A 17,561-nucleotide genomic window follows, 5' to 3' on the forward strand; every position below is an offset into this window, starting at 1 on the left:
TGGGGTCAGGGGGCACCCGCCGCGGCGACGGCCGCGGTCAGCGCGTCGGCCACCCGGCCGGCCTCGGCCCGGGTGACGATCAGCGGCGGGGCGACGACGATGTGCGGGCCGGTGCGGCGGACGAGGACGCCGGCGGCCTTCATGTGGTGGCGCACCCGGTCGGCGCGGCGCGCGTCGTCCAGTTCGAGCGAGAGCAGCAGGCCGCGGCCGCGGACGTCGTGGACGTACGGCAGCGCGCGCGTGCCCTCCAGCGCGGCGAGCAACTGGGCGCCCCGCTCCCGGACGTTGGCGAGCACGTCCTCGCGTTCGAGGTAGTCCAGGACGGCGAGCCCCGCCGCGCAGGCGGCCGCGTGCCCGGAGTGGGTGTGGCCGTGCACGAACCCGGCCCGCTTCCGGTTGCGGTCGAAGACGTCGAAGACCTCGTCGGTGGTGGTGACCGCCGCGAGGGACATGTACCCCGCCGTCAGCCCCTTACTGGTGGCCAGGACGTCGGGGGTGATCCCCGCGTGCTCGTAGCCGAACATCCGGCCGGTGCGGCCGAACCCGGTGGTCACCTCGTCGAGGACCATGAGCACGCCGTGCCGGTCGCACAACTCCCGTACGGCGCACAGCCCCTCGTCGGGCACCACGTGGCCGCCCCGCGACTGCACCGGCTCGACGAGCACCGCCGCGACGCGCGGGCCGTACTCGCCGAGGACCTTCCGCAGGGCGTCGGCGCGCCCGGGGTCCACGCAGCCGTCGCGGCCGGGACCCGGCACGGTGAGGAAGCCCGCGGGGGTCGTCCCGGGGTCGACGGGGGACCGGCCGGCCGAGCAGGCGGCGGCCCCCATCGTCGCGCCGTGGTAGGCGTTCTCGAAGGACACCACGAGGGTGCGCTCGGGCGCGCCGCGCACCGCGTGGTGGAAGCGGGCCACGCGGATGGCCGCCTCCATCGCCTCGGACCCGCTGTTGCAGAAGAACGTACGGGTCAGGGGCTCGCCCGTCAGCCCGGCGATGCGCCGTGCGAGGGTGATGGCGGGGACGTTGGCGCCCTCGCCCATGTCGTAGGTCATCAGGCGGGACAGCTGCGCGCCCACCGCCTCGACGACGGGCCGGCAGCCGTAGCCCAGGGTGGCGTTGAGGCCGGAGGACTTGGCGTCCAGGTAGCGGCGGCCGTCGGCGTCCCACACCTCGCAGCCCTGCCCGGACACCGCGACGACGGTGTCCGGGCTGACCCGGCCGGGCGACCAGGGGTGCCACAGGTGGTCCGCGTCGGTGGCGAGGAGGGCGGACCGGAGGGCTTGCCGGTCGGTCGGTACGGGGGTCATCCGGTCGGTCCCTTCCGGTCCGGCGGGCGTGGTCAGCTCGCGTCCGCGAGGCGCTCGGCCATCGGGTCCCGCAGTGTGGTGTCCACCTTCTCCAGCAGGACGGCGAGGAGGACGCCGCCGGCCACGATCAGCACCCCGCCGATCCTGATGGCCAGTCCGTAACCGTCCGTCGTGGCCACGTCGGGCCGGACGCCGTCCCCGACCGCCCCGGCCGCGTGCCGGATCGCGAGGGCGACCAGGACGGCCACGCCGAGCGCCCCGCCGATCTGCTGCATGGTGCTCTGCACACCGGAGGCGAGGCTGGAGTTCTGCACGGTGACCCCGTGCAGCGCGGCGTTGGTCGCGGCCGGCATGCTGGCGCCCGCGAACAGCCCGAAGACCACCATCCCGGGCAGGATGCCGCCGACGTAGGAGCTGTCGACGTCGATCATGCTGGTCAGGAAGAGCCCGACGCCCGCGCCGGCGTAGCCGGTGGCCGCGACCGCGCGGATGCCCACCTTGGGGATGAGCGCCGTGCCCAGGGCGATGCCGGCGCCGATGGCGACGCTCAGCGGAAGCCAGGCCAGCCCGCTGACCAGCGGGGAGTAGTCCAGCACCTGCTGTTCGAACAGGGTCAGCATGAAGGTGTACGAGATGAACGCCGCCATGAAGAAGACGGTGGCGGCGTTGACGACCGACCGGGTGCGGTTGGCGAAGAAGCCCAGCGGGATGAGCGGGTCCCGGGCGCGGCGCTCGACGAGGAGCATGACGAGCAGCAGCGCGGCGCCGGCGACGAGCGGGACGACCACGCGTGTCGAGCCCCAGGACCGGTCGGCCGCCTGGAGCAGGCCGTAGACGACGCCGGTGAGGCCCAGGGTGAGGGTGATCCCGCCGATGATGTCGAGGCCCTGGCCCCGCTCCCGGACCATCCGGCTCTCGGTGACCAGCCGGGGGACCATGAACAGGACGACCAGGGCGACCGGGAGGTTGATGAAGAAGATCCACCGCCAGGACGCCAGGTCGGTCAGCAGACCGGAGATGACGGACCCCACGGTGCTGCCGAGGCCGATGATGCCGCCCCAGATGCCGAGCGCCTTGGTGCGCTCCTTCGGGTCGGTGAAGAGCAGGGCGATCAGGCCGAGGGAGGCGGGGGCTGCGAGCGCCTCGGCGGTGCCCTGGCCGATCCGGCCCACGATCATCATCCAGGGGTCGGTGGCCGCGCCGGAGAGCGCGGAGGCCACAGCGAAGACGACCACGCCGGTGACCAGCAGCCGCCGCCGGCCGAAGACGTCGGCCAGCCGGCCGCCGAGCATCAGCAGGCCGCCGGCCGCGAGGACGTAGCCGTTGACGACCCAGGCCAGGCCGGACGGCGAGAAGCCGAGGCCGTCCTGGATGTGCGGCAACGCCACGTTCACCGCGGTCATGTCGAGCAGGATCATGAACTGCAGGCCCGATAAGAGGGCGAGCACCAGCCACCGGCGGGAGTCGGCCTCCGTCCTGGGGACCTCGGCATCATCCGCCGCCGCACTCGAATTCACCGTGGTCACGCGATCTCTCCCTTGATCAGCCGATCAGTGCTGTTGCGTTGGCGCGTGGGCGGCCGGCAGGCCGGCCCGGCGGGTCCGGCTTGCGACGGGGACGGGAGTTCACAGTGTCCACATCAGCCATGTTCACACCGTATATCGCATCGATGAGCGAGGCAAACGCCACCACGGGAATGTCGCGGCGACCGCGCTAGCGTGCTGTGCGCGCCCGAACCGGAATCGAATCCCAGGCCCGCAGCGTGTTGTTGGGGCGACGCCGGGCCGGGCCGGCGAGCTCCAGCTCCGCCACCCGCTCGACGAGCGCGGTGAGCAGGCACGTGGCCTCCAGGCGCGCGAGGTTCTGCCCCACGCACTGGTGGATGCCGAACCCGAAGCCGACGTGCCCGGACGGGTCACGGGACAGGTCGTACGCGTCGGGGTCGGCCCACCGCCGGGGATCGCGGTTGGCGGCGCCCAGGAACAGCAGGACCTTCGCGCCGTCGGGCACCGTGTACCCGCCCACCCGGGCGGTGGCCGTGGCCGTGCGGAAGAACGTCTGCACCGGCGACGCCCAGCGCACCGCCTCGTCGAACGCCACCCGCACCAGGGCCGGTTCGGCCCGCAGCCGGCGCCACTGGGCGGGGTGGGAGGCGAGCGCGTGGAGCACCGCGGCCAGGGCGTGCACGGTGGTGTTGACGCCGGCCGCGAACAACGAACGCACCACGTGCGGCGCCTGCGCCGGCGTGATCTCGCCGCGGTCGGCCGCCGCCCAGATCGCCGCCCCGAACCCGCCCTCGGCCAGCGCCTCGCGCCGGCAGTGGGCGTCGACCCACTCCGACAGCTCCCGCGCCCGCGGCGCGCCCTCGGCGACGAGCGCGTTGCGCGGGCCGAAGGCGTTGAGCAGGAAGTCGCTGAAGGGCAGCAGGTTCTCGCGACCCTCCTCGCCGATACCCAGGGCGTCCGGGAACACCCGCAGCGGGAAGGCCTCCGCGAGGGCGGGCACCGCGTCGAACTCGGCGACGGACCCGTCGGAGCGCGCCAGCAGCCCGTCGACCGTCTCCCGGGCCCGCGCGGTCCACTCCTCGCGCAGCCGGCGCTGCGCGCGCGGCCCGAGCAGGGCCGACAGCACCCGGCGCGGGGCGTCGTGGTGCGGCGGGTCGGCCTCCACCACCACACTCAGCGGCCGCCACCGCTTCTGCGTACGGAAGTTGGACAGGCCCACCCCGGCGCCGGACTGGAAGCCCTGCCAGTCGCGCAGCGCCGCGTACACGTGCTCGTAGCGGGCCACGGCGTAGATGTCGTGCGCGCTCAGCCGGACCAGCGGGCCGGCCTCGCGCAGGGCCTCGTCCAGCGGGAGCGGGTCGGCCAGCACCTCGGGGCCGAACGGGTCGGTGTCGATGACGGGCGGGTCCGGCCGGGTCAGGGGCGTCCCGGCGCCGAGGGTCTCGGTCATGGTGGTGGCCTCCGTGTCGTCCGGCGGTCCGTGTCGTCCGGCGGTCCGTGGGGTCTTCAGCGGGTCCGTGGGTCGTCAGAGGTCCAGTACGAGCCGCTCGCCGCGGGAGCGGGACACGCACGGGTACATCCGGTCGCCCGCGGCCCGTTCGTCGTCGGTGAGCAGGGCGTCGCGGTGGTCCACCACCCCGTCGACCACACCGGCCTCGCAGGTGCCGCAGACGCCCTCCCGGCAGGAGGACAGCACGTCGGCGCCGGCCGACCGCACCGCGTCCAGGACGGTCGTGCCGGGCCCGACGATCACCCGCGCCCCGGTGCGGGCCAGGACCACCTCGAACGGCTCGTCGCGCGCCGGCGCGGTGCGCGGGGCCGCGGTGAACCGCTCGGTCCGCAGCGTGCCCGCCGGCCAGTGGGCGCTGGCCGCCTCCGCGGCGTCCAGCAGCCCGGCCGGGCCGCAGCAGTACACCCGCAGGCCGTCCCGCACCTCGGCCAGCCGGGCGCGGACGTCCGGCAGGCCCCGCTCGTCCTCGGGCACGACGTGGACGCGGTCGCCGTAGCGGGCCAGTTCGCCGAGGAAGGCCATCGCCCGGCGGCTGGGACCGCCGTAGACGAGCTCCCAGTCGGCCCCGGTCAGGCACGCCTGATGGGCCATCGGCAGCAGCGGGGTGATGCCGATGCCGCCCGCGAGGAAGAGGTAGCTCTCCGAGGGCACGAGCGGGAAGTTGTTGCGCGGACCGCCCACGCCGACGCGGTCGCCGGGGCGCAGCCGGTCGTGGACGTAGGCCGAACCGCCCCGGCCGTACGGCTCGCGCAGCACGGCGACGCGGTAGCGGTGGGCGTCCCAGCGGTCGCCGCACAGCGAGTACTGGCGGGTGACGCCGCACGGCAGGACGAGGTCGATGTGCGCGCCGGGCGTCCAGTCGGGCAGCCGGGCGCCGCCGGGGTGTTCGAGATCGAGGACGGCCACGCCGTCGGCGACGATGTCCTTGGCCGCCACGCGCAGTGTCAGCGCCGACGCCTCCGGCGGGTGCAGCGGCTCCAAGCCAAACCCCTCCGTCGGTATGCGAAAAGCAATGATTCCGTTGCTCCGAACGCTTCCATGCCGGGCTCGGCGCCGTCTTCTCCTGACGTGCTCAACGTGCCCCACCGTCGGGCGGGTGTGGCCGTCGCCGGCCGCCGGAACGCCGCTGACCAGCAATGTTCACCCTGTACACTCCCGGTGGGAGGTAGTGCGGACCATGAGCAGTGACACGCGCTCGCGCTCGTACCACCACGGCGACCTGCGGGCCGCCCTGGTGGAGGCCGGGGTGAGACTCGCGCGGGAGGGCGGTACCGCCGCGCTGGGGCTGCGGGTGGTCACCCGCACGGTGGGGGTGACCCCGAACGCCGCCTACCGGCACTTCGCCAACCAGCAGGCCCTCGTGCTGGCCGTGGCCGCCGAGGCCCAGGACCGGCTGGCGCGGGCGATGCGCGACCGGATGGCCGCCGCCGGGGACGGCGCGGCGGACGACGACCCCGTCGCCCGCGCGGTGCGGCACCTGCGCGGAGTCGGTCTCGGCTACATCCACTTCGCGCTGTCGGAGCCGGGCTGGTTCGAGGTCGCCATCCTCACCCACGACGAGCCCGGCGGGACCGGCGGGACCGCCGGCGAGCGCGTCGCGCCCCCGTACCAGCTGCTGCTCGACGCCCTCGACGCGATGGTCGCTGCGGGGGCGATGACGGCCGAACGCCGGGTGGACGCCGAGTGGGGGTGCTGGTCGATGGTCCACGGCTTCGCCGACCTGGCCACCCGGGGCCCCCTCAAGGGACAGGACCGCGCGACGGTCGACCGGCTGGCCGAGCACGTGGTCGACACGATCGTGGCGGAACTCAGGCGCTAGGGCCGGTCCCGCGGGTCTCCCGCTCGCGGTGGTACGCGGTGGGCGCGGTGTAGTCCGTGCCGCCGGCGTCCGCCGCCCGTGCGCGCAGCTCCGCGTTCGAACGCCGCATCCGGGCGAGTGTGCCGGGGTCGCCGCGCGGCGCCGTGCGCTGGAGCCCGAAGAGGACGGTGACGGCGTCGCCGTGCGCCCTGGGGACGCGCGGGGCGGCGATGCGGCCGGTCGGCACGGAGTACAGCAGGACGCTGCCCCCGGGGCCGATGTCGTCGGCGGTGAGGCCGGCGAGCGTCCGGGCGACGATCTCCTCGGCGTGCGCGCCCGGCAGCAGCACGGTGCACCGGGGATGGGGGTCGGCCTGCCAGGAGCCGGTGGCCCGCAGCCGTGTCTCCAGCGGCGCGACGCGGTGGAGGAACGCGCGGTAGGTGGTGGTCGCGGACTCCTCGGTGCCGCGCTCGTGGGCGAGGTCGCCGAGCAGCTCCCGGTCGTCCGGCGCGTGCGGCGGGTCGAAGGCGGTCACCGCCTCCAGTACGAAGCTCCAGCCCCCGTCCGGCTCCGGGCGGGCCTGGCCCTCCACGTGGTCGAAGCGGCGGTCCTCCAGCAGCCGTCGCTGGTCGGCGAGGAAGGCGCCGAGGTCGCGGTAGCCGAGCAGGTGGCGGCGGGCCGCGCGGCGCGCCGCCGTCAGGGCGAGGGTGGCGCGCGTGATGACGCCGTACTCGCCCTGGGTGCCGCGCACCGCGTCGAAGAGCCGGGCGTGACGCTCCGGCGAGCAGGTGACCAGGTCCCCCTCGGGGGTGACGACGTCGAGGTCGTGGACGTTGTCGGCGACGCTGCCGTGGTGGTGGCCGGAGCCGCCGAACCCGCCGGCGGCCAGCGTGCCGCCGACCGAGAGCCCGAGGAAGTCGGGGAGCACCGGCGGGACCAGGCCGGCGGGCAGGACGGCGTCGGTCACCGCGCTCCAGAGGGCCCCGGCGTCCGCCGAGAGTCGGTCCGGTGCCGTCCGGCGCACGGCGGTGAGGGCGGTCAGGTCGACCACGATGCCGTCGCGCGCCTGCGCCTGGCCGTCGGTCGAGTGGCCGGTGCCGCGCGGCACGACGGGGATGCCGTGGGCGCGGCCGAAGCGCACGACGGCCGCGACGTCGGCCGCGATGGCGGGCCGCAGCACGGCGAGCGGCCGCCGCCGCACCTGATGGCCGAAGTCCCGTGCCGCGGCGTCGAGATCGGCCTCGCGGGTTCTCAGCTCACCCCTGAGGCGCGGCACGGCCCGACCGGCGAGCGTCCTGTCCACGATCACCCCGACCACCCCGGATTGCGTTGACCACGAAGACGGACCGCGGTCGATCGTGCCGGGCCGGACGGCGGGGCGACATCTCCCGGAGTGCGCACCCGGGAGATGCCGCCATGACGACGCGTCACATGGCGATGACGTCACATGTTGATCATGTGACCGGCGAGGCCGTGGATGGCCTCCTTGACCGCCTCGCCCAGCGTGGGGTGGGCGTGGATGTTGCGGCCGACCTCGTGGACCGTCAGGTCCCACTGCTGGGCCAGGGTCAGCTCGGGGAGCAGCTCGGTGACCTCGGGGCCGATGAGGTGGGCGCCGAGGAGTTCACCGTGCCGGCCGTCGCTGATGACCTTGACGAAGCCGGTGGGGTGACCGAGGCCGTGGGCCTTGCCGTTCGCGCTGAAGGGGAACTTCACCACGCGGACGTCGAAGCCCTGCTCACGGGCCTGGGCCTCGGTCCAGCCGAAGCTGGCGATCTGCGGCTGGCAGTACGTGGCGCGCGGGATCATGGTGAAGTCGAGCTCCATGGTCTCCGCGTCGGCGATCGTCTCGGCCGCGACCATGGCCATCGCCTCGGCGGCGTGGGCCAGCATCAGCTTGGCGGTGACGTCACCGATGGCGAAGATGTGCGGCACGCTCGTCCGGCCGCGCGCGTCCACGTCGATCGCGCCGCGCTCGGTCAGCCGTACGCCCGTGTTCTCCAGGCCGTAGCCGGTCACGCGCGGGGCGAAGCCGATGGCCTGGAGGACCTTGTCCGCCTCCAGCACCTCCTGGCGGCCGTCGCGGGTGACGGTGACGCGGACCTTCGCCGCCGGGTCCGAGTCGTCGATCGCGTCGACGCGGGTGGAGGTGAGCACCTCGATGCCCAGCTTGCGGTACTGCTTGGCGAGTTCGGCCGAGACGTCGGCGTCCTCCAGCGGAACCATCCGGTCGAGGAACTCGACGATGGTGACCTTGACGCCGTAGTTGTGGAGGACGTACGCGAACTCGACGCCGATCGCGCCGGCGCCCGCGATGATGATGCTCTCCGGCAGCTGGTCCGTGAGGATCTGCTCCTCGTAGGTGACCACGCGCTCGCTCAGCGAGGTGCCGGGCAGCAGGCGCGTGGTCGCGCCCGCCGCGATGACGCAGTGGTCGAACGTCACCGTCTCGGTGCCGCCCGCCGACAGCGCCACCTGGAGCGTACGGTCGTCGGTGAAGGTGCCGCGGCCGTCGTACTCGGTGATGCCGTTCTTCTTCATCAGGTAGTGCACGCCGCCCACGCGGCCGTCGGCCACCTTGCGGCTGCGCTTGAACGCCTCGGTGTAGTCGAAGCTGATGCTGCCCTCGACCTTGATCCCGTAGGTCTTCGCCTCGCGGGTGACGGTGTGCGCGAGCTCGGCGTTGCGCAGCAGCGCCTTGGACGGGATGCACCCGACGTTGAGGCAGACGCCGCCCCAGTACTTCTCCTCGACCACGGCGGTGCGCAGCCCGAGCTGGGAGGCGCGGACGGCCGCGGTGTAGCCGCCGGGACCCGCGCCCAGGACGACGACGTCGAAGTGTGTGCTCATTGTTCCGGTCTCTCCCGTGAAAGTGATCGACATGCCGCTGTGGCCGACCTTAGAGGAGTGCCGCCAGGGCCTTGCGGTCGACCTTGCCGTTGCCGCTCAGCGGCAGTTCCGGCAGAACGACGCAGCGCCGCGGAACCTTGAATTCCTCGATCTGCTCGCGCATCCGGTCGAGGACCTCCTCGGCGGCGGCGTCCGCGACGACGGCCAGGACCGCCGGCTTCCGGCCGGCCGGCGGCAGCACCGCCGCCGAGACGACGCCCGGCACCCGGTGCGCCGCCGCCTCCACCTCGGTGGCGCTGACCCGGAAGCCGCGCTCCTTGTAGAGGTCGTCGCGGCGGCCGGAGAAGTAGAGGTAGCCGTCCTCGTCCAGGTGGCCGTAGTCGCCGGTGCGCAGCTCGCGGAAGAGGCCGTCGCGCAGCGGGAAGCGCTGGGCGTTCAGCTCGGGGCGGCGCCAGTAGCCCGCCATCACGTTCGGCCCGCGCACCACGATCTCGCCGGTGGTGCCGGGCGGCACCGGATCGCCCTCGTCGTCCACGATCAGGATCTCGGTGCCGGGCAGGGCCCGGCCGCAGGAGCCGGGGCGGTCGAGGTCGCCGTCCGGCGGCATGATCACGGCGCGCTTGCACTCGGTGAGCCCGTACATCACCTGGGCCCGCAGCCCGGGCACGGCGGCCCGCAGCGCGGCGGTGGTCTCGCCGGACAGGGCGGCCCCGGTGTTGGTGACCAGCCGCAGCGGGGGGCGTTCGGTGGCGCGCTTGAGCAGCCATACGAGCGACTCGGCGACGGACGGGACGGCCGGCAGGACGGTCGCCCGGCTGTCGAGGAGGCTGCGCAGCAGGGCGGGCCCGGCCTCGGCGGGGCTGCCCAGGACGGTGTGGGCGCCGCTGAGCAGGCCCAGGAAGACCTGGTAGAGGCCGTAGTCGAAGGAGAGCGGCAGGGGGCAGTAGACGACGTCGTCCGGGCGGTAGCGCAGCACCTCCTGGATGGCGTGGACCGAGAAGACCATCTGCTGATGGGTGCTCACCACGGCCTTGGGCAGGGAGGTGGTGCCCGAGGTGTAGATGAGGCAGGCCGGATCGACGGCGAGGGGGTCACCGGCCGCCGACTCCGAGGCGGGCGCCGTGCCTTCGGCTCCTGCGCCGGGGCCGGGGAACGCCACCGGCAGCAGGTCGGCCGGGGCCGCGACGGCGATGCCGCGGGCGCGCGCGGTCTCCAGCGACGCCGGCTCCTCCGCGACGACCAGCGCGGGTTCGCAGTCGTCGAGCACATGCTCCAGCGGCACACCGCGGACCTGCTCGTGGAGGACGGAGAAGGGGGCGCCGAGGCGGGAGGCCGCGAGGACCAGGGCGGGCACGAGGGGCCCGGAGGGCATCACCACGACCACGCGCCGGCCGCGCCCGGCGCCCAGGGCGCTCAGCCGGCCGGCCAGCCGGTGGCTGGCCACGCGGAGCTCCCCGAAGGTGACGGTCGTGCCCTGCCGGGTGACGGCGGGGCGCTCGGGCCAGCGGGCGGCGGCCGTGTCGAGCAGGTGGTGGAGCAGCGTGATCCCGGGCTGTGCCGTCCCGGACGGCGTGGTCGCGGACTGCCCGGTCCCGGGCGGCGTGGTCTCAGGAAGCGTGGTCTCAGGAAGCGTGGTCTCGGACAACGTGATCGGTTCCCTTTCAGGCGACGATTCCCCCGTCGCCATGTCGCATGGCTCGATCGCCCGTCCTCCGGGGTCCGCGGACGCCCGGGGCGGCGGCGCGGGGGGGCGGCGGTGAGCCCCCCCCGCACACCGTCGGCGCGGTCAGGGCCGGGGTACGGCCCCGATCTGGGACAGCAGTCCGAGGGCGTCGGACAGCACCCAGTACTCGGCGATCCTGTCGTTCTCGATGCGGATGATGGACATGCCCGAGTAGCGGACCTCGGTGCCCGGCGCCGCGGTCGCGGTGGGCGCCCCGCCGGCGTACGTGCCGGTCACGACGTAACCGCCGGCGACCAGGTCGCCCTCGGCGAGCGGGCCGGGGTGGGTGGTGAAGCGCACGTCGTTCAGGAGCGTGCGCACGGAGGTGACCCAGTCGAGCAGCCCGTCCCGGGTGGTGATCTCCCGGGAGTCGGGGAAGCCCAGGTAGCGGGCGAGTTCGGCGCTGTGGACGGTGAAGTCGTCGGCGATGAACTCCGGGGTGTCGGCGAAGTCGACGTCGCCGTTCCACAGGTCGACGAAGCGCTCGAAGAGCTCCTTGCCGCGGTCGAGCGCGGCGGTGCGGTCCCCGATCACGCCTTCGCCTCCATCCCGGCGGCGGGCGCGCCGGCCGCGCCGGCCCGGCCGGCCACCCGGACGCCGGCGAGCAGCGGCAGCACGGCGAGCGCGCACACGCCGCAGACGGCGCCGATCACGTCGAACGAGACGCCGTTGTCGAGCAGGACGGCGGCGAGGCTGGTGGCCAGCATCATCCCGCCGTACTGCGCCGAGCTGTTGAGGGCCAGCGCGGTGCCGCGCATCTCCGGACGCAGCTCGCTGACCAGGGCGTTGAGCGACGGCTGGCCGACGCCCACCGCGGTGCCCCAGATGATGAAGACGACGAGCACCGGGACGAGGTGGTGGCCGATGAGCGCCACCGTGGTCACGCCGCAGGCGGCGACCAGGGCGGCCGCCACCAGGACGGTGCGCTTGCCGAGCTTGTCGGCGATCCGGCCGCCGAGCAGCGCTCCGGTCATGCTGCCGGCACCCGATCCCATGATGGCCAGGCCCGTCTGGGCCTCGTTGAAGCCGAAGCGCTCGGCGTAGAAGATGCCGATGTTGGAGAACATGCCGTAGAGCGCGAAGCTCCACAGCAGGGTGCAGCCCAGGACGCACAGCACGGCGGGCGTGGTGACGGCCCGGCGGACCATGCCGAGGTAGAGGGCCACCGGGCTCGCGCCGGCGGTCTGCGGGTTCGGCGCCGGGGCTGTCACGGGGATCACGGCGAGGACCAGCGCGCAGACGAGAACGGCCACGCCGCCGACGGCGAAGAACGCGGCACGCCAGCCCGCCAGGTAGGCGAGGTACGAGCCGAGCGGCACACCCAGCACGGTGGAGCTGAGCAGGCCCGCCACCACGATGCCCATGACCCTGCCGCGGCGTTCGAACGGAAAGGTGTCGGCGATCATCGCATAGACGCTGGGCATGATCATCGCGGCGCCCATACCGGCCACCGCGCGGCACACCAGCAACAGCGAGAACTCGGAGACGACGCCCGTCAGCACATTTCCGAGCGCGAAGGCGACGAGACCGGTGACAAGAATTCTGCGGCGGCCGATACGGTCGGACATCGCACCGCACATGGGCGCCGAAAGGGCGAACAACAAAGCATAGGCACTGACGAAAAGACCGCCGAGCCGCGGGGCCGTTCCGGTGTCCTCCGCAATGGCCGGGACAAGCGGAACGGTGATCATTGAATCAAGACCGACAAGAAATGCGCTGCACACCGCCACCAGCAGCACTTTGTTCGGGTTTAACGCATTGCGCACGGGCGAGCTCATCGCAACCTTCTCATTCTTCTCCGGACAGGTCGGCAACCGCGTTTCCGGAATCGGCGGACCGGCGTCGGACGGCGGCCCGCGGAACCACGGCGGTGCCCACCGCCCGGCAGACGACCACGGGTTGGCCGAGCACCTCGGCCCGGGTGGCCCCGAGGTCGTAGCGGGCCGCGACGACTTTTCGCGCCGTGAATTCCACGATGCGCCGCAGGCGGCTTCTCCCCACCAGACGCCCGGTCACCTCGATGTAATCTCCCGTATACACCGGTGCCTTGAATTCGACCTCACTGTAGCCGGTGAGCAGGCCCTCGTCTCCATCCGTTCGCACGGTGATCTCGGTCACCACGTCGCCGAACAGTTGCATAATGCGGGCGCCGTCCACCAGATTTCCGCCGTAATGGGCGTCTTTCTGCCCCATGCGCACCCGCAGCGTCGCGGTGACCGTCTCCGACATGCCCGTTCCTCACTTCGCCGTTCGCCGGTGGCGCGGGCCCGTGCCCGCCCGCGCCGTGGTGATTTCCGCCAGGACCGTCCGCGCGATCCCCTCGTTCCCGCCTACGCCCTCGCCCTCGGCCCCGCCGCCGGCCGCCCGGACCGCCGCGCGGTCGCCGTCCTCGTGCCCGAGGGCCACGGCCACCACCCACGCGTCCTTGTGCGCGATGGACACCGCCAGCTCCCGTACGCCGAGTTCACCGGCGCGCCGGGCCGCCGCGTCGCGCAGTCGCACCCGGGGCGCGTTACGGGCGTCCCGGACGACGCCGATCTGTCGTGGCGTCAGCCCACCGCGCCCGCCGCACCCCGTGCCGAGCGCCTTGAGCACGGCCTCCTTGGCCGCGAAGCGCCCCGCCAGGAACTCCCGCGCCCGCTCGGGGCCGAAGGAGTCCGCCAGGGCCAGCTCCTCCTCGGCGTAGACGTACCGCAGGAACCAGGAGCGGGTCCGCAGGCGGTCCAGTTCCCCCACTCCCAGTACGTCGATCCCGATCCGCATCCGGCGCTTCCCCTTCCGTCACCGCTCCGGGTTCCGTTACCGCTACTGCCCCGGCCGGGGCGCGGCCGCCGTGCCGAGCACCGCCAGCCGTGCCTCCCCGCCGTCCGGTTCGGCGTCGCAGAGCACCACGGTGGTGAACTCCCGCTGCCAGTCGCGCCAGTGGCCGGCCAGCTCGCGCCACACGGCGGTGCAGTAGCCGTCGGTCGCGGCCCGGTACGTCCGGGCCCCGGGCACCTCCTCGTCCCGGAGGCCGGGGCCGAGCACCAGCAGCGTGCCGGTGTGGTCGGCCGCGGCGAGCTCCGCGAGGCGCGCGCCGGCCGCCCGCGCCGACGGCAGGGTCTCCACCGCCGTCACCCCGAGCCCCTCCCCGCCCGCGGCGGCGTCGTCGAGGACCAGCAGGGCGCCGGAGTCGACCAGTCCGCCCGCGTCCACCAGCGGGTGCGGCGTCGGCAGGGTGGTCTGCTCCAGGACCGCGAGGACGGCCCGTGCCGCCCGGCCGGAGCGCTGGTGGGCCGCGATGATCCGCAGCGCCGTGAAGGGCGCCGCCAGGCCCTGCTCGGAGACGGCGAAGCTGGTCGCGCCACCGCCGAGCAGCATGTTGAGGTGCGAGGCGACCGCCGTGAACGGATGGACGTCGGGCAGGGCGTGGGCGACCACGACCAGGTCGGCCGTGACGCCCTCGATCTCCTCCTCCCGGACCATCCGGTCCACGAGGTCGCGGTGCGCGACGTTGGGCCCCTCGCGCAGCCGCCGCTCGTCGACGGTGGCGCCGAACGGCTCCACCAGGTCCCGGAAGAACCCGACGATGGACGGGTCGTCGTGGTACGGCCGGGCCGGCGGGGCGGCGACGGCGGTCGCCGCGCGCAGGACGGGCATCGTCACTCCCCCGCCCGGAGCCGCCGCAGGTACGCGGTGAGCGTGCCCACGGTCGCGAAGTCGTCCATGTCGAGGGTCTCGGGGTCGATGACGATGTCCATGCTGTCCTCGAGGGCCATGAGCATCTCCATCACCGAGGTCGAGTCCAGGTGGAGGTCCTCGAAGAGGCGGACGCCGGCGGTCAGTCCGCCGATCTCCCTCTCCAGCACCTCGGTGAGCGCGGTCTCGACCGACTCCACGACTGCCGTGTCGTCCATGGCGTTCCATCTCCTGTCGATGCGGTGCGGAAGCAGTTGTACGGAGGGCGTCGGCGCGGCTCAGAAGCCGATGAGGCGCTGTCTGCCCAGCAGGTCCTCGACGGTGTCGCGGCGCCGCACCAGGTGGGCCGTGCCCCGGTGCACCATGACCTCCGCGGGGAAGCCGTGGCTGAGGAAGAGCCCGGGGGACGCCGAGGGCCCGTAGGCCCCCGAGCGCTCGACCCCGATGAGGTCGCCGGGGCGGACCTCGGGCAGCGGGACGCGCTTGCCGATGACGTCGTTGGGGGTGCACAGCGGCCCGGTGAGGGTGTACTCGCCGGTGGGCTCGGCGTCGTGGCGGGTCAGCGAGCGAATGGGGAAGTTCCGCTTCACGAAGCTGCCCACCCCGACCGCCGCCATGTGGTGGTTGGTCCCGCCGTCGGCCACCACGAAGCGCTCGCCCATGGACTCCTTGACGTAGAGCGCCCGGGTCACATAGGTGCCGCACATGGCGGTGAGATAACGGCCCAGCTCATTGATGAGCCGGCAGTCCGGATGCTTTTCCAGGAAGGCGGTCACGGCGTCGTTGATGCCCGCCGTCAACTCCCTGACGTCCAGCTCCGGTTCATTGCTGAAATACGGTACCCCGAAGCCTCCGCCGAAATCAACCACCGTCAGGTCGATATCGAGTTCGGCGGCCAGCCCGGACGCCGCGGAGAGAATCTCCCGGGTGTTGTGGACGATGTCCTCATGACGGAGGAAACGCGTTCCCATATAGGCGTGGAAACCGATGACCCGGACCCGCCGCAATCCCTTGAGGATATCGCGCCCGTTCCTGAGGTGCGCGACATCGATACCGAATTGCCGGGGCTTTCCGCCCATCGCCAGACCGGACCCCTTCGTATGGAAGTCCGGGTTGACACGGAGCAGCACGGGGAGGTCGTCGCGGCCCTGCCGGGCCGCCGTCCGGTCGAGTTCGGCGAGTTCCTCCAGGGATTCGCAGACGACGGCCCGCAGTCCCGCTGCCACACAGGCCTCGAGTTCCGCTCGAGTCTTGCCGGGGCCGAGGAATATCGTGTTCTCCGGCGCGATGCCGGCCCGCCGTACGGTCTCCAGCTCGACCAGCGAGGAGACCTCGGCGCCGGCGCCCAGCGAACCGAGATAGCCGCTGACGCTGATGTTGGGGTTGGCCTTGAGGGACAGATAGACGTCGACGGCGGGATGCAGCAGTCCGCGCAGTTCCCGGTAGGTGTCCCGCAGGACGTCCGCGTCGTAGACATAGAGCGGAGTTCCGAATTCCGCCGCGATCTCCGAGATCGGAATTCCTTGTACCGCAAACTCGGTGGTGCTCATGCCGCCTCCTTCGCCGCGCCGGGCTCCGGGGCCGGCGCGGTCGTCGGTGTCCGGTGGGTGATGACCATCGCCGCGAAGGTCGCCCCCAGGCCGACCGTGGCGAGGAGGTAGTGGCGGCCGGCGGCCAGCCGTCCCTCGTCCCGCAGCGTGGTGTAGTTGAGGAAGACGTCCGACGCGAAGCAGTGGCTGAAGCGGGCGACGTTGTCCAGGAACACCTGCTCCCGGGGGATGCCCAGCTCGCCGATCGTCTGGCGCCAGGACTGCAGGTTGACGTTGTGCGGGATCACCAGGTCGATGTCGTCGAACGTGAGGCCCGCCTCGGCGACCGCCCGCCGCATGACCGCGGCGAGCTCCGGCGCGTACACCTTGGTGAAGCGCAGCGACCGCTCCTCGTCCAGCAGCATCGCGGCCGAGAACTCGCCCAGGGTGCTGGTGGCGTACGAGCGGACCGCGTCCCCCGCGCCGTCCAGCGTGACCAGGCAGGCAGCGGCGGCGTCGCCCATGACGGCGACGTCCTCGATGAGCTGGACCTTGGGCGAGAACGCCTGCTCGCCCGTCACCACCAGGGCGCACTCCCCCGGGCCGCCCTCGGCGCGCAGCAGTTCGGCGGCGACGTCGACGGCGGCCATGCCGCTGGCGCAGTTCTGGTGGCTGAGCGCGAACGCCTCCGCCCGGTGCAGCCCGAGCCGGTCCCTGATCTCCCGCGCCGGATCGATGTGCGCGGGGGCCACGGCCTGGGTGGTGTGGGCGTAGACGACGTAGCGGACGCGGGCGGCCGTGCGCTCGTCGGCGACCACGCGGCGCGCGGCCGGGAGCACCACGTCGAACAGGCCCAGCTCCGGGTCGAACCGGATCTCCCTCAGCCCGTGCATCCGCTGGAACAGCCGGACTTTGGTGGGGCGCAGGCCCAGCCGGTCCGCCAGGTCGGCCACCGGCACCCGGCGTTCCGGGACGAAGGACTCGATCGCCTCCAGCGTCGTCGTGGCTCTGCTCATCGTTGCTCCCTTCCCTCGCCGCGGCAGGTCAGGACCGTGGCGCTGAACGTGGCTCCCGCGCCGACGCCGGCCATGACGTAGTGGCGGCCCTCGGCCAGCCGTCCGGCGTCGCGCAGGGTGGTGAAGTTGAGGAAGACGTCCGTGGTGAAGCAGTGGCTGTAGCGGCCGATGTTCTCCAGGAACACCCGCTCGGCCGGGACGTCGAGCTCCTCGATCGTCTGCCGCCAGGACATCAGGTTGACGTTGTGCGGAATGATCAGGTCGATGTCGGCCATGGTCAGCCCCGCCGCGTCGATCGCCTCCCGGACCACGTCGGCGAGGGTGGGCGCGTACGCCTTCCCGTAGCGGGCGGCCTCCTCGGCGGGCAGGTTGATCAGATCCGCGAATTCGCCCAGGGTGCGGCTGACATGGGCGAGGACCGGATGCCCCGGGCCGTCCGCCGCGACCAGGCAGGCCGCGGCGGCCTCGCCCATGATCGCGGTGTTGGGCACCAGCTGCACCAGCGGGGAGAAGGGCTTCTCCCCCGTCACCACGAGCGCCCGGTCGACGGGGTCGGGGGGGGGGGGGGGGGGGGGGGGGGGGGGGGGGGGGGGGGGGGGGGGGGGGGGGGGGGGGGGGGGGGGGGGGGGGGGGGGGGGGGGGGGG

The 17,561-nt window shown here is 73.2% G+C and carries 17 protein-coding genes; 1 reads left to right on the top strand and 16 read right to left on the bottom strand.

All coding sequences use genetic code 11. The features are described from left to right. Positions 1-5: 5 nt before the first annotated feature. The 4 genes from AC07BS_RS13425 to AC07BS_RS13440 form a co-directional block, all read right to left on the bottom strand. Positions 6-1,307 carry an aminotransferase family protein gene (locus AC07BS_RS13425; protein ID WP_478932087.1) on the bottom strand — a complete coding sequence of 434 codons (1,302 nt, stop codon included), beginning with the start codon at positions 1,305-1,307 and terminating at the stop codon, positions 6-8. A gap of 32 nt (positions 1,308-1,339) precedes the next feature. Next, positions 1,340-2,833, bottom strand: coding sequence for an MFS transporter (locus AC07BS_RS13430; RefSeq protein WP_478640782.1), 1,494 nt, complete (start codon positions 2,831-2,833; stop codon positions 1,340-1,342). Between the two features lie 187 nt (positions 2,834-3,020). Continuing rightward, positions 3,021-4,262: a cytochrome P450 gene (locus tag AC07BS_RS13435; protein WP_478932090.1), complete on the bottom strand. Its 1,242-nt coding sequence runs from the start codon at positions 4,260-4,262 to the stop codon at positions 3,021-3,023. Between the two features lie 75 nt (positions 4,263-4,337). Then, on the bottom strand, positions 4,338-5,303 hold the full coding sequence (locus tag AC07BS_RS13440) for a PDR/VanB family oxidoreductase (protein ID WP_478640788.1): 966 nt from the start codon (positions 5,301-5,303) through the stop codon (positions 4,338-4,340). A 196-nt stretch (positions 5,304-5,499) separates the two neighbouring features. Here AC07BS_RS13440 and AC07BS_RS13445 point away from each other — a divergent pair, with 196 nt between their 5' ends. After that, positions 5,500-6,141 (top strand): TetR/AcrR family transcriptional regulator, encoded by a 642-nt coding sequence (locus AC07BS_RS13445; RefSeq protein WP_478640791.1) that lies wholly within the window; start codon positions 5,500-5,502, stop codon positions 6,139-6,141. Here AC07BS_RS13445 and AC07BS_RS13450 read toward each other — a convergent pair. From AC07BS_RS13450 to AC07BS_RS13505, 12 genes are all read right to left on the bottom strand, one after another. Beyond that, positions 6,131-7,429 (bottom strand): FAD-binding protein, encoded by a 1,299-nt coding sequence (locus AC07BS_RS13450; RefSeq protein ID WP_478932092.1) that lies wholly within the window; start codon positions 7,427-7,429, stop codon positions 6,131-6,133. The genes AC07BS_RS13445 and AC07BS_RS13450 overlap by 11 nt on opposite strands. Positions 7,430-7,563: 134 nt before the next feature. Continuing rightward, positions 7,564-8,970 carry a dihydrolipoyl dehydrogenase gene (gene lpdA, locus AC07BS_RS13455; RefSeq protein ID WP_478640796.1) on the bottom strand — a complete coding sequence of 469 codons (1,407 nt, stop codon included), beginning with the start codon at positions 8,968-8,970 and terminating at the stop codon, positions 7,564-7,566. A gap of 49 nt (positions 8,971-9,019) precedes the next feature. Beyond that, on the bottom strand, positions 9,020-10,516 hold the full coding sequence (locus AC07BS_RS13460) for a class I adenylate-forming enzyme family protein (protein WP_478932120.1): 1,497 nt from the start codon (positions 10,514-10,516) through the stop codon (positions 9,020-9,022). A 240-nt stretch (positions 10,517-10,756) separates the two neighbouring features. Next, a complete protein-coding gene (locus AC07BS_RS13465; RefSeq protein WP_478932094.1) occupies positions 10,757-11,227 on the bottom strand; it encodes an ester cyclase in 471 nt (156 codons plus the stop codon). Then, the gene (locus AC07BS_RS13470; RefSeq protein WP_478932096.1) at positions 11,224-12,471 is read right to left on the bottom strand and encodes an MFS transporter; all 1,248 of its coding nucleotides are present in this window, start codon (positions 12,469-12,471) and stop codon (positions 11,224-11,226) included. The genes AC07BS_RS13465 and AC07BS_RS13470 overlap by 4 nt, the downstream gene beginning before the upstream one ends. Before the next feature lie 10 nt (positions 12,472-12,481). Beyond that, positions 12,482-12,922, bottom strand: a complete 441-nt coding sequence (locus AC07BS_RS13475) for a 3-aminobutyryl-CoA ammonia lyase (protein WP_478640804.1) — start codon at positions 12,920-12,922, stop codon at positions 12,482-12,484. A gap of 9 nt (positions 12,923-12,931) precedes the next feature. Next, positions 12,932-13,456: a holo-ACP synthase gene (gene acpS, locus AC07BS_RS13480; protein ID WP_478932098.1), complete on the bottom strand. Its 525-nt coding sequence runs from the start codon at positions 13,454-13,456 to the stop codon at positions 12,932-12,934. A gap of 42 nt (positions 13,457-13,498) precedes the next feature. Beyond that, entirely contained in the window at positions 13,499-14,332 is an 834-nt protein-coding gene (locus AC07BS_RS13485; protein WP_478640810.1) for a hypothetical protein, read from the bottom strand. A 2-nt stretch (positions 14,333-14,334) separates the two neighbouring features. Next, positions 14,335-14,589, bottom strand: coding sequence for an acyl carrier protein (locus AC07BS_RS13490; protein WP_478640813.1), 255 nt, complete (start codon positions 14,587-14,589; stop codon positions 14,335-14,337). A gap of 60 nt (positions 14,590-14,649) precedes the next feature. Further along, positions 14,650-15,921, bottom strand: coding sequence for a type III PLP-dependent enzyme (locus tag AC07BS_RS13495; RefSeq protein WP_478932101.1), 1,272 nt, complete (start codon positions 15,919-15,921; stop codon positions 14,650-14,652). Then, positions 15,918-16,916 (bottom strand): 3-oxoacyl-ACP synthase III family protein, encoded by a 999-nt coding sequence (locus AC07BS_RS13500; protein ID WP_478932103.1) that lies wholly within the window; start codon positions 16,914-16,916, stop codon positions 15,918-15,920. The genes AC07BS_RS13495 and AC07BS_RS13500 overlap by 4 nt, the downstream gene beginning before the upstream one ends. Next, positions 16,913-17,446: a 3-oxoacyl-[acyl-carrier-protein] synthase III C-terminal domain-containing protein gene (locus AC07BS_RS13505; protein WP_478932104.1), complete on the bottom strand. Its 534-nt coding sequence runs from the start codon at positions 17,444-17,446 to the stop codon at positions 16,913-16,915. Before AC07BS_RS13505 ends, AC07BS_RS13500 begins: the two co-directional genes overlap by 4 nt. Positions 17,447-17,561 lie beyond the last annotated feature (115 nt).

It is taken from the genome of Streptomyces sp. NPDC044063 (assembly GCF_056434285.1).

Bases quoted from the DNA above. Each gene is read 5' to 3' on its own strand.
- AC07BS_RS13425 (WP_478932087.1), bottom strand. From the start codon at position 1,307: ATGACCCCCGTACCGACCGACCGGCAAGCCCTCCGGTCCGCCCTCCTC.
- AC07BS_RS13435 (WP_478932090.1), bottom strand. From the start codon at position 4,262: ATGACCGAGACCCTCGGCGCCGGGACGCCCCTGACCCGGCCGGACCCG.
- AC07BS_RS13445 (WP_478640791.1), top strand. From the start codon at position 5,500: ATGAGCAGTGACACGCGCTCGCGCTCGTACCACCACGGCGACCTGCGG.
- lpdA (WP_478640796.1), bottom strand. From the start codon at position 8,970: ATGAGCACACACTTCGACGTCGTCGTCCTGGGCGCGGGTCCCGGCGGC.
- AC07BS_RS13470 (WP_478932096.1), bottom strand. From the start codon at position 12,471: ATGAGCTCGCCCGTGCGCAATGCGTTAAACCCGAACAAAGTGCTGCTG.
- AC07BS_RS13475 (WP_478640804.1), bottom strand. From the start codon at position 12,922: ATGTCGGAGACGGTCACCGCGACGCTGCGGGTGCGCATGGGGCAGAAA.
- acpS (WP_478932098.1), bottom strand. From the start codon at position 13,456: ATGCGGATCGGGATCGACGTACTGGGAGTGGGGGAACTGGACCGCCTG.
- AC07BS_RS13485 (WP_478640810.1), bottom strand. From the start codon at position 14,332: ATGCCCGTCCTGCGCGCGGCGACCGCCGTCGCCGCCCCGCCGGCCCGG.
- AC07BS_RS13490 (WP_478640813.1), bottom strand. From the start codon at position 14,589: ATGGACGACACGGCAGTCGTGGAGTCGGTCGAGACCGCGCTCACCGAG.
- AC07BS_RS13495 (WP_478932101.1), bottom strand. From the start codon at position 15,921: ATGAGCACCACCGAGTTTGCGGTACAAGGAATTCCGATCTCGGAGATC.
- AC07BS_RS13500 (WP_478932103.1), bottom strand. From the start codon at position 16,916: ATGAGCAGAGCCACGACGACGCTGGAGGCGATCGAGTCCTTCGTCCCG.